General features: G+C 71.4%; 12 protein-coding genes. 6 read left to right on the top strand and 6 right to left on the bottom strand.

Annotation, left to right across the window (positions count from 1 at the left end):
- Positions 1-57: 57 nt before the first annotated feature.
- From CJ197_RS07080 to CJ197_RS07070, 3 genes are all read left to right on the top strand, one after another.
- A complete protein-coding gene (locus CJ197_RS07080; protein ID WP_102236049.1) occupies positions 58-798 on the top strand; it encodes a metal-dependent transcriptional regulator in 741 nt (246 codons plus the stop codon).
- A gap of 194 nt (positions 799-992) precedes the next feature.
- Positions 993-1859: a C40 family peptidase gene (locus CJ197_RS07075; protein WP_158239403.1), complete on the top strand. Its 867-nt coding sequence runs from the start codon at positions 993-995 to the stop codon at positions 1857-1859.
- Positions 1860-1964: 105 nt separating this feature from the next.
- On the top strand, positions 1965-2786 hold the full coding sequence (locus CJ197_RS07070) for a hypothetical protein (protein ID WP_102236047.1): 822 nt from the start codon (positions 1965-1967) through the stop codon (positions 2784-2786).
- A 23-nt stretch (positions 2787-2809) separates the two neighbouring features.
- Here CJ197_RS07070 and CJ197_RS07065 read toward each other — a convergent pair whose 3' ends face one another.
- The gene (locus CJ197_RS07065; protein ID WP_102236046.1) at positions 2810-3688 is read right to left on the bottom strand and encodes a putative RNA methyltransferase; all 879 of its coding nucleotides are present in this window, start codon (positions 3686-3688) and stop codon (positions 2810-2812) included.
- Positions 3689-3763: 75 nt separating this feature from the next.
- Positions 3764-4006 carry a hypothetical protein gene (locus CJ197_RS07060; protein ID WP_102236045.1) on the bottom strand — a complete coding sequence of 81 codons (243 nt, stop codon included), beginning with the start codon at positions 4004-4006 and terminating at the stop codon, positions 3764-3766.
- A 204-nt stretch (positions 4007-4210) separates the two neighbouring features.
- Between CJ197_RS07060 and CJ197_RS07055 the strand changes: the two genes are divergently transcribed.
- Positions 4211-5650: a mycothione reductase gene (locus CJ197_RS07055; protein WP_102236044.1), complete on the top strand. Its 1440-nt coding sequence runs from the start codon at positions 4211-4213 to the stop codon at positions 5648-5650.
- Between the two features lie 39 nt (positions 5651-5689).
- On the opposite strand, the gene CJ197_RS07050 is transcribed toward CJ197_RS07055, so the two are convergent.
- Positions 5690-7831 (bottom strand): LCP family protein, encoded by a 2142-nt coding sequence (locus CJ197_RS07050; protein WP_102236043.1) that lies wholly within the window; start codon positions 7829-7831, stop codon positions 5690-5692.
- 152 nt (positions 7832-7983) lie between these two features.
- On the opposite strand from CJ197_RS07050, the gene CJ197_RS07045 reads away from it, so the two are divergent.
- A complete protein-coding gene (locus tag CJ197_RS07045; protein WP_102236042.1) occupies positions 7984-9444 on the top strand; it encodes a GuaB1 family IMP dehydrogenase-related protein in 1461 nt (486 codons plus the stop codon).
- A 32-nt stretch (positions 9445-9476) separates the two neighbouring features.
- Positions 9477-10442: a UDP-glucose 4-epimerase GalE gene (galE, locus tag CJ197_RS07040; RefSeq protein WP_102236041.1), complete on the top strand. Its 966-nt coding sequence runs from the start codon at positions 9477-9479 to the stop codon at positions 10440-10442.
- A gap of 16 nt (positions 10443-10458) precedes the next feature.
- Here galE and ilvA read toward each other — a convergent pair whose 3' ends face one another.
- From ilvA to CJ197_RS07025, 3 genes are read right to left on the bottom strand one after another with little or no spacing between them, the layout of a single operon-like run.
- Positions 10459-11760 (bottom strand): threonine ammonia-lyase IlvA, encoded by a 1302-nt coding sequence (gene ilvA / locus CJ197_RS07035; RefSeq protein WP_102236040.1) that lies wholly within the window; start codon positions 11758-11760, stop codon positions 10459-10461.
- Positions 11760-12296 (bottom strand): 2-C-methyl-D-erythritol 2,4-cyclodiphosphate synthase, encoded by a 537-nt coding sequence (gene ispF, locus CJ197_RS07030; protein WP_102236039.1) that lies wholly within the window; start codon positions 12294-12296, stop codon positions 11760-11762. Before ispF ends, ilvA begins: the two co-directional genes overlap by 1 nt.
- Positions 12293-12604: a PTS sugar transporter subunit IIB gene (locus CJ197_RS07025; RefSeq protein WP_102236038.1), complete on the bottom strand. Its 312-nt coding sequence runs from the start codon at positions 12602-12604 to the stop codon at positions 12293-12295. Before CJ197_RS07025 ends, ispF begins: the two co-directional genes overlap by 4 nt.
- Positions 12605-12615: the final 11 nt, after the last annotated feature.

Here is a 12615-nt window from a genome sequence, read left to right as displayed (position 1 = left end):
ACCAGCCGTGGCGCCGCTCGCTAAGCTGACCGCACTTACGTCATCCGAGGAGGGCCCGTGTCCGGCGATCTCATCGACACCACCGAGATGTACCTCAAGACGGTGTTCGAACTGCGCGAGGCCGGGGTGGTGCCGATGCGCGCCCGGATCGCCGAGCGTCTGGGGCACTCGGGCCCGACGGTCTCCCAGACCGTCGCCCGGATGGAGCGCGATGGCCTGCTGCATCTGGATGACCAGCGGCGCATCCGCCTCACCGAGCGCGGCGCCGAGCTCGCCGTGGATGTCATGCGCCGCCACCGCCTGGCCGAACGTCACCTGCTGGACGTAATCGGTCTGGAGTACGCGCAGGTCCACGAGGAGGCGTGCCGCTGGGAGCACGTCATGAGCCTCGCGGTGCAGCAGCGGCTCGCCGCGGCGCTCACCCCGCCCTACGTGGACCCGTACGGCAACCCGATCCCGGGGCTGCAGGCGCTCGGCATCGACCCGGCGCACGACGAGACCGGCGCCACCAACAACGGTAAAGACCCCCTCAAGTCACGTGAAGTGCCGCCGACGCTCACCGCGGTGCTTTCCGCCGATGGGAGCGCGCGCGTGCTCCTGGAGCGGATCGGAGAGCGCCTGCAGTCCGAGACCGCGCTGCTCGAGGATCTCGCAGGTCACGGCATCTATCCCGGGGTGTGGATCGAGGTGCGACGGCGCGGCGAGATGATCGGGCTCACCGCTGCCGATGGGCGCGAGCTCACCCTCGAGCTCGACGCCGCCGAGCAGCTGCGCGTGACGCCCCCGACTGGCGAGTAAAGCCCGCGTCAAACTCTCCCCCAGACCCTTCCTGTCCTGCTGACGTCGACGGGGACCCCCACCTAAAGTCGAGGGCGTGTCGAGGCGAGACGGCGCTTCGACGCTCCCCCCGGGAGGCCCCGTACGCGCCCCGGGACGGGATCCGAGTTCGGACCAGCGCGAGGTGCATGCACCGAGGGGCCAGGGAGCCTGACGTGTCAAAGACTGTGAAGAACACCCACCGCCGCGCGATGCGGACGGTCACGCCCGTGACCCGCGCCGGCCGCGTCGGCGTCGGCGCTGCCATGGCCGCTGCGATGCTGCTGGGCGGCGGTGCGAGCGCGACCGCGGAGCCGCAGGCCGATGGTCCGCAGAAGATCGAGACCGCGGTGGCCCCGGCGGTCACCGCCCCCGCGGTGGGCATCCCCTCCGTCGAGAAGGCCGCCGAGGGCGCGACCTCCTCCCTGTCCCCGCTCGCTGGTGCCATCTCCGTCGAGGTCGGCCCCACCGAAGAGGAGATCCGTGCGGCCGAGGAGGCTGCGCGCGAGGCCGAGGAGCAGCGTCAGCAGGAGCAGGCCGCCGCGGAGCAGGCCGAACAGAACCAGACGGAGCAGGGGCAGGACGAGCCCGAGACCCGTGCGGACTCGAACACCGCTTCCCGTTCGGGTGAGCGCTCGAACGCCCAGAACAACCCCTCCGAGCAGCAGTCGTCCGAGAGCTCCGCGCCCGCCCCCTCGCAGGCCGCCGCGGGCAGCTCCATCCTGGCCACCGCCCGCTCCGGCATCGGCACCCCCTACGTCTGGGGAGGCACCTCGCCCTCGGGTTGGGACTGCTCCGGCTTCGTGCAGTGGGTCTACGCCCAGCACGGCATCAACCTGCCGCGCGGTGCCGCCGGGCAGGCTGCGGCCGGCCGGGTGATCCCCCGCTCCGAGGCTCGCCCCGGCGACCTCATCTACAAGCCGGGCCACGTCGGCATCTACGCCGGTGGCAACATGATGGTCGACGCAGGCAACGCCCGCGTGGGCACCTCCGAGCGCAACATCTACTCCGGCAACTGGACCTTCATCCGCATCGGCGGCTGACCAGGCCCACACGCCGTATCGGCCCCGCCCCCGAGACTCATCGGGAGCGGGGCCGCTCCCTGTCTAGGCCACCTGCTGCCCCGCGCCGCGCGGTACCGTGGGCGGGTGTCCTCCGCTCGTGACCTCCTCGCCGCGCTTCTGCTGCTGATCGCGCTCGTGCTCGGTGCCGCCTGGCTGCCCGCCGTGTGGCTGCAGCGCCACGTCATCGCGCAGGACGGGTTCCTCGCGATCACCCAGCCGCTGGCCGATGACCGTGCCGCCCAGCAGGAGATCTCCGATGCGGCGGTTGCGAGTGTTCTCGACGATGACCGCATCCCCGGGTGGATCTCCGAGCGCCTCACCCCGCTGCTGGAGGAGCAGACCGCCAAGATCACCCAGACCGATGCCTACGGAACTGTGTGGGACCGCACCATGGTCAGCCTGCACGAGTCCCTGTTCGTGCCCGGTGCGGAGGAGCTGCAGGTAGACCTGCTGCCGCTGGTGGACCGCATGCTGAGCGGCGCCGAGGGGTTTCTGCCGGTTGAGCTACCGCGTCCCGACTCCGCGTCGGTCACCGTCGCAACGATCCCGGACATCCCGCTGCTGACCCGGGCGGCGGCCCTCGCGCCCTATGCCCCGTGGCTGGGACTCGCCGCCGGGGCGCTCGTCCTGCTCGCCCTGCTGCTGGCCGCGCACCGCCGCGCCATACTGGGCCTGGCGGGCCTGGCGGGGATCCTCGCCGGCGGGGTGGTGTGTCTGCTGGCCGCCCGCATTCAGACGCTGGTCCCGGACCTGCTGGATCAGGCGGCGTTCCTCGGTCCGATCGTGCGGGCCTTCGAGGACCAGTTCGCCGCCGATCTCATGCCCCAGGGCGTCGTGATGCTCGGGGCCGGGGCACTCGTGGCCGCCGTCGGGCTCGTGCTCGTGGGACTCTCCCGGCAGCCCTGAACCGCCGGCTCACCGGGCCGGGATCAGCGCGTGCGCAGCTGCGTCAGCACCATCGAAGCGGTGACCTCCAGCTGCCCGTGCTGCTCTACAGCGCCGAGCTGCTCGGGGCTGACATGGCGGGCGCTCGGCGTCATCGCCACCAGGTCCCGCGCCGCGGCAGGCGGCGCAGTGAAGCTCCAGCGCAGCGGCACGGTCTCGATCTGTTCGAACAGCGGATCCAGCGCCTCATGCAAACGCTCCTCCTTGCGCGGATCCGGCGCGACCATCGTCGGCACCGCCGCCCGCAGCTGCGCCAGATGATCCGGGGCCGGGCGCACCACCAGCAGGGTTCCCCGGTCCCCGAGCACCCGCGCGAACTCGGCAGGGTTGCGCGGCGCAAACACATCCAGCAGCAGATCCACGGACCCATCGGCCAAGGGGAAGGGCCGGAACACATCCCACGCGGCAGCGGCAGCGCGCTCATGCGCCCGGGCCGCAAAGCGCAGCGCCCGGGCGGAGGTGTCGGTCGTGAGCCCGAGCGCCCCCGGCACCGCATCGAGCACCCCGGCGAGATACCACCCGGTGCCGCCGCCCACATCCAGCACCCGTGACGGCGCGCAGGCCGCGGCGCGCTGTGCCAGCTTCTGGCGCAGCGGCTCATAGGCGCCGGTGGCGAGGAAACGGTCCCGGGCCCGCGCCATGTCATCGTCATCCCCGCTGCGGGCCGGCGTGCCGCCGAGCAGCGACACATACCCGGCCCGTGCCAGATCCGCGCTGTGCCCGCGGGGGCAGCGCAGGGTGCGGCCCTGGGCGTGCAGGCCGTCATCACACAGGGGGCAGCGCAGCACCGTCAGCCAGGCGGCGAGGGCAGAGGGGAATGTGGGGCGTCCGGATTCCCCCACGACAGCAGACGAGCCGGTCATCACCACAGCCTACGGGGGTGATGACCGGCTCGCGCCGATGGGGATGCGTCGGGGCTCCCCGGGATCGATGCCGGATCAGATGGCCAGCGCCACCCGTGCACCCTCCCAGATTGCCGAGACCGCGTTGCGGGTCTGCTTCGCATCACCGATGTGGTGGACCTCCGGCACGAGGGTCTGTGCACCCTCGAGCACCTGGCGGGTCTTCACGCCGGGGGCCAGCACGATCTTCGAGCAACCGTCGATGGTGATCTCCTCGCCGTCGCGCTCGACGACGGCGCCCCCGGCAGCGGGAGGTGCGGACGTGGGGGCAGCGGTCATGGTCGGCTCCATCTGGCATGCTCACATCGGCGCCGTGGGCACTCGGGTGAAGTGATCGGGTGGGGAGCCGATCAGCGTCGTCAAGAGTCACACTATCGGCCGATATCAGATCTGCTGGGGGGCTCGCCCCCAGCTGGGCAGTTCTGCTCTCGGGGCAGGGGCGGCCGCCGCAGGACGCCAGCGGGGCGCAGTAGATTGGGGAACGTGACTGATGACGCCCAGCATTTCGATATCGCCCTGGTGGGCTCCGGATCCGCGAACTCCCTGCCCGGCCCGGAGCTGGCCGGATCCTCGATCGTCCAGATCGACCGGGGGGTGGGGCCGCGCGGTGTGTTCGGCGGAACCTGCCTGAACCTCGGCTGCATCCCCACCAAGATGTTCGTGCACACCGCGAACCTCGCCCACACCCCGGCGATCTCCGGGCGCTTCGGTCTCAGCCAGCAGCTGCGGCACGTGGACTGGCTGGCGATCCGCGACCGGATCTTCGGGCGCATCGACCCCATCAGCGATGGCGGTGAACAGTACCGGCGCGACCACCCGGACAATGCGAACCTCACGCTGCTGCGCGGCACCGCGCGGTTCACCGGCCCGAAGACCCTCGAGGTCACCGCCGCCGCGGACACCGACGGCCCCCGGACCCGGCGCATCACGGCCGACACCATCGTGCTGGGCGCCGGGTCACGCCCCGAGCTGCCGCCCATCCCCGGTCTCGCTGAGGCGCAGCCCCACACCTCGGACACCATCATGCGGATCCCCGAGCTGCCGGCATCCCTGGCGATTCTCGGCTCTGGAGTGATCGCCGTGGAGATGGCGCACATTTTCGCCTCTCTCGGGGTGGAGGTCACGCTCATCGCCCGGCGCGACCGGGTGCTGCGCGGCGCGGATCCGGAGATCTCCGCCCGACTCACCGAGATCCTCGATGCCCGGCTGCACCTGGAGAAGAACCTGGACGTGGCAAGCGTGCAGCGCACGGCCGACGGGGTTGAGCTGCGCGGGCCGCGCGATGGCGGCGAGGCCGTGGTGCGTGCCCAGGAGCTGCTGGTCGCCGTGGGGCGCCGCCCGAACTCCGACCTGCTGGATGTTGCCGCGGCCGGAATCGACACCGCCGCAAACGGGCGCGTGCTCGTGGACCCCTATCAGCGGGTCCTCTCCGGAGGCGAGGTGCTCGAGGGTGTGTGGGCACTCGGCGACCTCTCGAGCCCCTTCCAGCTCAAGCACGTGGCGAACCATGAGCTGCGGATCGTGCGCCACAACCTGCTGCACCCCGAGCAGCTGCGCCGCTCGGACACCATGCCGATCCCCAGCGGCGTGTTCACCTCCCCGCAGGTGGCGTGGGTGGGGCTCACCGCAGACCAGGCCCGCGAGCAGGGCCGCAGCATTCGGGTAGCGCGCCAGGACTACAGCGCGATCGCCTATGGATGGGCGATGGAGGACGAGACGGGCTTTGCGAGCATTGTCGTGGATGCCGAGACCACCGAGATCCTCGGCGCACACATCATCGGCCCCGAGGCGACGACGCTGATCCAGATCCTGATCCAGGCGATGAGCACCGGGCAGAGTGCGCGGGACATCGCCGAGACCCAGTACTGGATCCACCCGGCGATGCCGGAGCTCATTGAGAACGCGCTGCTGCAGGTGATCTGACCAGCAGGTGATCTGACGCTGCGCCCCGGGCGGGCAGGATCAGCCGAACTGGCTCTGATCGGCCCCCGGCAGGCAGCTCTTGAGCGGATCCTGCTCGACCTCCGGAGCCTCGGTCTTCTCCGAGGATCCCTGCCCATCGGAGCTCTCCTCCTTGGTGGGCTTCTCCTCCGCAGAGTCGTCCTCGCCGGTGTCCGAGCCCTCCTTACCGGTGTCGGAGTCCTCGGTGTCCTCCTCGGGCGGTGCCCCGGTCTCGGCGGGTTCGGTCGAGCCCGGCTCGGTCTCGCCCTTGACGGACTCCGGGCCGCGCTGCATCGAGTCCTCGATCGAGGCCTGCGTCCACTCCTTGAGGTAGTCCCAGTCGGCGTTGCCGCTGAAGGTGACGTCCTGGGTGATCGGGTGGGAGGTGAAGCCGCCTTCCTTGATCCGCAGCGCCAGCTCCACGAAGGCATCGAGGTTGTTCACCGGCAGGTCCGTGACGATGTTCGTCTCCGTGGCCTTCACCAGCTTCGGGATCGACAGGGCGATCGAGGTGGGATCCGCTTCCTCGGCCACTGCCCGCACGATCCGCTGCTGGCGGCACATGCGGTTGAAGTCATCAGAGCCCTCGCGAGAGCGGGCGTACCACAGGGCGTGGAAGCCATCGAGGGTCTGTTCGCCCGGTTCGATGTAGCCCTCCACCTGCGAGGCGCCACCGCCGATGGGGATGCGCCGCTCCACCACGAGGTCCACCCCGCCCAGGGCATCCACGAGGTCCTCGAAGCCCTGGAGGTTCACCATCGCGTAGTAGTCCATCTCCAGGCCCAGGGTCTCCTCGACGGCCCAGCGGGTGGCGGTCAGCCCCGGCTCCGGATCGCCCTCGAACAGGTCCGGGCGATCCTCCGCCCAGGACCACACGGCGTTGATGAGGTCCTGGTTGGGGCCGTAGTAGCGGAATCCGTCGGGGAACTCCTTGGCCGCGGGGGTGTCCTCGGGGAAGCGCACATGCTCGAGGTTGCGGGGAATGGAGAACAGCGCGGTCTTGCCGGTCTCGGTGTCGATCGAGGCCACCATGATGGTGTCCGGGCGGGTGCCGGTGCGATCCGCCCCGGCATCCTGGCCCAGCAGCATGATGTTCAGCCGCCCCACCCCAGCCCAGGGATCCTTGCCCTCCTGCAGGCGGTGATCCCGCGCGGTGTTGCCCCCGGTGAACACGGCCCTGGAGCCCATCAGGCCCTGCAGCGCCCACAGCGACTGCACACCGCGACCGAAGGGCACCGCGACCACCAGGACCATCACCGCCGCGAGGACGAGCGCGAGGTGCCGCTTGGCGCCCTCCAGGCGCTGCCGGGCGGAGTGCGCGAGATTCGCGGCGATGATCTGCAGCGCCCACACCACCCCGGCCACGGCCAGGACGATCATCGCGGCGATGAGGATCCCGCGGCGCGAGGCAAAGGTCGCTGCGGTGCGCAGTGGGTCGCCGAACAGCAGTAGGCCGCCGACTGCGAGACCGACCACGAGCAGGATCCCCAGCAGGACCGCACCCACGCGGCGCAGACGGGTGGTCAGCAGTCCGGTGCCTGGCACCAGGGAGGTCAGGATCGTCCAGCCGGCGACCTGGGGGAGAGAGCCGACGGGCCCGTGCTCGGTCCGCCGTGCGGCGACGGCCGCAGGCTCCGGGACAGGCGCCGTCTCCGAGTCAGGCTCCGCCTCCGGTGTGGGCTCAGGCTCAGATTCCGGCTCAGGTTCCGGTTCCGGCGCGGACGATGCGCTCCAGGCGTCGACCTCGGCGTCGTGCTCGTGATCCAGCCCTGTCTCGCCGTCGTTCTCAGGCGCGTCCTGCTCCATAGCCTCGGGCGGGAACTCAGGCAGCTGATCCAGCGGAAAGGCGGCCCGGCGTCCGCGCGGCCGCGCGGGCGGTGCAACCGTCTCAATCGGCTCAACCGGCTCAACCGGCTCAACCTGCTCGGCCGGCTCGTCAGCCACCTCGGCCTGCTGGGGCTCCACCTCTGCCTGCTGCGGCTCCACCTCGTCCTGCTGGGGGCCCACCACCCAGGTGCGGCGCTGCGACGCGTGGCCGAAGGCAGCATCGCGCCGCCGCCGCGCCTCCTGATCGGGAAGCGGCGTCGACTGGGCAGGTCGCTCGATCTTGCGATGGCGGCCCTTCTGTCGGCGTCGCCTCGGCATCGAGGACGAGTCCGTCATGCGCTGGGTCCGTTCGTCACGCCCGACATCCTAGGCGGAGCATCCGCGCAACCCTGGCATGCGCTGTGAGAGGCGTGTGGAGGTCCGGAAACGTCGCGCCCCACCCAGCGCCGGATCGCTGCCCGCACATGACTCCATGCGATGCTGGGCCCATGCGCATCATCCACGAGCCGATCACGGATCTCACCTACGACGATTGCTTCTTCCTGCCTCGCCGCAGCGCGGTCACCAGCCGCTTCGATGTGGACCTGGCCAGCGACGACGGCAGCGGCACGACGATCCCGCTGATCGCCGCGAACATGACCGCGGTCAGCGGCCGCCGCATGGCCGAGGTGATGGCTCGCCGCGGGGGCCTGGCGATCCTGCCGCAGGATCTCGCCCCCGAGCGCATCGCCTCGATCGTCCGCAGCGTCAAGAGCCGTGACTTGCTGGTGGACCATCCCCTGACCCTCACGGCCGACGGCACCCTCGGGCAGGCCGCGGACCTGCTGCCCAAGCGCCCCCACGGCATCGTCGTGATCGTCGATGAGCAGCGGCACGTGCTGGGCACCGTCTCCGCCGACGAGATCGCCGGGCAGGACTCCTTCACCCAGGTGGGGGAGGTTCTCAGCGACGACGTGCCGGTGCTGCACCCCGCGGACCTCGAGTCTGAGCCCGCGCAGCTGCACGCCCGCATCGCCGCCACCCACCGGGAGGCCGCCCTGGTGGTGGATGACGATCAGACGCTGCGCGGTGTCCTGACTGCCACCGGGGTGCTGCGCTCGACCATCTACCGCCCGGCCGTGGACAGCGAGGGTCGCCTGCGCATCGGCGTGGCCGTCGGTATCAACGCCGATGTCGCCGCCCGGGTGCGGGACCTCGTGGACATCGGCGCAGACGTCATCGTGCTGGACACCGCCCACGGCCACCAGGACCGCATGATCGAAGCCCTGCAGGCCGCCCGGACGGCGCTGGGCCCCCGCGAGGGCACCGCGGTGCGCCTGGCCGCCGGGAATATCGTCACCGCCGAGGGCACGCGCGAGCTCATCGAGGCCGGGGCCGACATCGTCAAGGTGGGCGTGGGCCCGGGCGCCATGTGCACCACCCGCATGATGACCGGGGTGGGCCGCCCCCAGTTCTCCGCGGTGCTCGAATGCGCCCAGCAGGCCCGCGAGCTCGGCGCCCATGTCTGGGCCGACGGCGGGGTGCGGCACCCGCGCGACGTCGCGCTCGCGCTCGCCGCCGGGGCTTCGAACGTCATGATCGGCTCGTGGCTGGCCGGCACCTACGAATCGCCGGGGCAGCTGCGCACCGATGAGTCCGGGCGCGCCTACAAGGAGTCCTTCGGCATGGCCTCCAAGCGGGCCGTCTCGCACCGCACCGCCCGGGAGGACGCCTTCGCGCGCGCCCGCAAGGGCCTGTTCGAGGAGGGCATCTCCACCTCCCGCATGTATCTCGATGCGGCCGGCGGCGGGGTCGAGGACCTGCTGGACCAGATCACCGCCGGGGTGCGCTCTTCCTTCACCTACGCCGGGGCGGCGGACACCGCCGAGTTCCGCGAGCGCGCCGTCATCGGGCTGCAGGGCGCGGCCGGATACGCCGAGGGTCGGCCCCTGGCCAGCTCCTGGTCCTGAGCGGCGAGGCGCACCCCGGGTAGGCTGGTGCCATGACGACTCTCGTGATCGGTGGTGCCGGGTACATCGGGTCGCACGTGGTGCGGCTCCTGCTGGAGCAGGACCGGGAGGTGGTCGTGGTCGATGACCTCTCCACCGGCCTGCGTGAGCGCACCGCGGGAGCGGAGCTCATCGAACTCGATGTCACCCTCCCGGATGCCCGGGAGAAGCTCGCCTTCCACCTGCGCGCCTCGGGCGCGGACTCGGTCATCCACTTCGCCGCCCACAAGCAGGTGGGGGAGTCCGTCGAGAAGCCGGAGATGTACTGGCACGACAACGTGGGCGGGCTCGCCAACGTCCTCGCGGCCTGCGCCTCCGCCCAGGTGCGCGATGTTGTGTTCTCCTCCTCGGCCGCCGTGTACGGCGTGCCGGATGTGGACCTGGTGACCGAGGACCTCACACCGCAGCCCATCAATCCCTACGGCGCCACGAAGTACGTGGGGGAGTGGATGCTGGCCGATGCCGAGCGCGCCCACGGGATGCGTACCGTGGGGCTGCGCTACTTCAACGTGGCCGGGGCCGGCTGGCCCGAGCTAGCCGACACCGCGGTGATGAACCTTGTGCCGATCGTCCTGGACCGTCTCGCGCAGGGGAAGGCGCCGGTTGTGTTCGGCGATGACTACGACACGCCCGATGGCACCTGCATCCGCGATTACGTGCACGTGCTGGACCTCGCCGAAGCGCATCTGGCCGCCCTGGACTACCTGCGCGGCGAGGACCGCCCGCACCGGGTGTTCAATGTGGGCACCGGCACCGGGTCGAGCGTCCTCGAGGTGATCGAGGCGATCGCCCGCGCCAAGGGCATCGAGATCACCCCGGAGATGGGGCCGCGCCGCGCCGGGGACCCGGCCCGCCTGATCTGCTCGGCGGACCGCATCGCCCAGACCCTGGGCTGGTCGGCGCAGCACGGCCTGGACGAGATCGTGAGCTCCGCCGTCGCCGCACGCGCCGAGTCCTGAGCGGGGGCTCGGCCCCTCAGGTGAGGTAGCGGTAGATCGGGTCGCGCGGGTCGATCCGCTCGATCTCCATCCGCGAGGCCGCCATGCGGGCCATCAGCGGCTCGAGATCCTCCTTCGCGCTGATCTCGAGGCCCACCAGGGCCGGGCCCTCCTCGCGGTTGTTGCGCTTGATGTAGTCGAACAGCACGATGTCATCGGTGGGGCCCAGCACCCGGTCCAGGAAGCGGCGCAGCGCTCCCGGCTCCTGCGGGAACGTCACCAGGAAGTAGTGCTTGAGGCCCTCGTGGACCAGGGAACGCTCGACCACCTCGTTGTACCGCGAGACGTCATTGTTGCCGCCGGAGACTACGACCACCACATCCCCATCGGCCCCCGTGAGATCCCCGAGTGCGCCGGTGGCGACGGCGGAGGCCGCGAGCGCCCCCGCCGGCTCGGCGATGATGCCATCGACCTGGTACAGGGCCAGCATCTCGGTGCACACCGCCCCTTCGTCGACGGCCAGGAGATCCGGTTGCAGCGCCTGCGCCATCGCCAGCGGTGCGGCGCCGACGGTGCGCACCGCCGCACCGTCCACGAAACGGTCCATATCCGGTAACGCGACGGGGCGTCCCGCGCGCAGGGCCGCCGCCATCGACGGCGCCCCCGCGGGCTCGACACCCACGATCCGGGCCCCCGGCAGACGCTCACGCAGCCACGCCCCGCAGCCGCCCAGCAGCCCTCCGCCGCCCACCGGCAGCACCAGCGTGCCCACCTCGCGGCCGTGCTCGAGGTGCAGCTGCTCGGCGGCCTCGAGCGCGACCGTGCCCTGCCCGGCCATGATCCGCGGATGATCGAAGGGCGGGACCATCGTGGCGCCGCTGGTCTCCGCATCCCGGGCGGCGGCCTCCGCAGCATCGTCGAAGGTATCGCCCACCAGCACCAGCTCCACGAGGTCCCCGCCGATCGCGGTGATCCGCTCGCGCTTCTGCCGCGGCGTGGTGCTCGGCACGTAGATCCGGCCGGGAATGCCCAGGCTGCGGCAGGCCCGCGCGACGCCCTGGGCGTGATTGCCGGCGCTCGCCGCCACCACCCCGGCCTCCCGCGCGGCGGGCTCCAGGGAGCCGATGAACAGGTGGGCGCCGCGCAGCTTGTAGGACCGCACCGACTGCAGGTCCTCCCGCTTGAGCCACACCGGCACCCCGGCGATCTCGCTCAGCCGCGGGCACATCTCCAGCGGGGTGCGGCGCAGCACCGGGGCCAGCTGCTCAGCGGCAGCCTCCACATCCGCTGCCGACGTGGGCAGCGGGGTGCGGTCAGCGGACTGTTCGGTGGTGCTCATCAGGCCTCCTTCGCGGGCTGGGGCAGCGCCACCACGAGGGCGGTGGCGATCGCCGCGACGCCCTCCCCGCGGCCGGTCAGGCCCAGGGCGTCGGTGGTGGTGCCGGAGACGGAGACGGGGGCGCCGGCGGCTTCGCTCATCACCGCGACGGCCTCCTCACGGCGGGTCGCCAGGCGGGGCCGATTCCCCACCACCTGCACCGAGATACTCCCAATCCGATACCCGGCCTCCCGTACCCGACGGGCGGCCTCGCGCAGCATCGTCGCCCCGGCCGCACCGGCCCACTGCGGGTCAGCGACCCCGAAATGGGACCCCAGGTCCCCGATGCCAGCCGCCGCGAACAGCGCATCGCAGGCCGCGTGGCAGGCCACATCGGCGTCCGAGTGACCCACGAGCCCGCGCTCGCCGGGCCAGAGCAGCCCGGCCACCCACAGCTCGCGGTCCGCTCCCTCCGGGGCCACAGCGTGCACATCCACGCCGGTGCCCACGCGCGGCAGCGGCATCGGCGCAGTATCGATCGTGCGATCGGTGTTCATCGGGCGTCCTTCCCTCCCGCGGTGCCGGTGATGCGGGCCAGCAGCGTGTCGATGTCCGTGAACGTCTGGGCCGGGTTGGTCTGCAGCAGCAGCGGCATCGCGGAGACCACCGGGATGCCCAGCGCCGGTGGCAGATCCACGGTCGAGACCACGAGATCGGCCTGGAAGTCGGGGGAGAGCAGGTCCATCACGGTGGCCTGCGTGACGTGGGCGCGATGCCCGGAGGCTGCGATGTGATCGCGGACCTGACCGGCGATCAGCGCGGAGGTGGCGATCCCGGCGCCGCACACGACGGCGATGGTGAGCATGCGATCTCCTG

The organism is Brachybacterium sp. UMB0905, assembly GCF_002871795.1.
Classification (GTDB): Bacteria; Actinomycetota; Actinomycetes; order Actinomycetales; family Dermabacteraceae; genus Brachybacterium.
This window is presented reverse-complemented; position numbering and strand designations above follow the sequence as displayed.

Bases quoted from the DNA above. Each gene is read 5' to 3' on its own strand.
- CJ197_RS07060 (WP_102236045.1), bottom strand. From the start codon at position 4,006: ATGACCGCTGCCCCCACGTCCGCACCTCCCGCTGCCGGGGGCGCCGTC.
- ilvA (WP_102236040.1), bottom strand. From the start codon at position 11,760: ATGAGCACCACCGAACAGTCCGCTGACCGCACCCCGCTGCCCACGTCG.
- galE (WP_102236041.1), top strand. From the start codon at position 9,477: ATGACGACTCTCGTGATCGGTGGTGCCGGGTACATCGGGTCGCACGTG.
- CJ197_RS07050 (WP_102236043.1), bottom strand. From the start codon at position 7,831: ATGACGGACTCGTCCTCGATGCCGAGGCGACGCCGACAGAAGGGCCGC.
- ispF (WP_102236039.1), bottom strand. From the start codon at position 12,296: ATGAACACCGATCGCACGATCGATACTGCGCCGATGCCGCTGCCGCGC.
- CJ197_RS07065 (WP_102236046.1), bottom strand. From the start codon at position 3,688: ATGACCGGCTCGTCTGCTGTCGTGGGGGAATCCGGACGCCCCACATTC.
- CJ197_RS07025 (WP_102236038.1), bottom strand. From the start codon at position 12,604: ATGCTCACCATCGCCGTCGTGTGCGGCGCCGGGATCGCCACCTCCGCG.
- CJ197_RS07045 (WP_102236042.1), top strand. From the start codon at position 7,984: ATGCGCATCATCCACGAGCCGATCACGGATCTCACCTACGACGATTGC.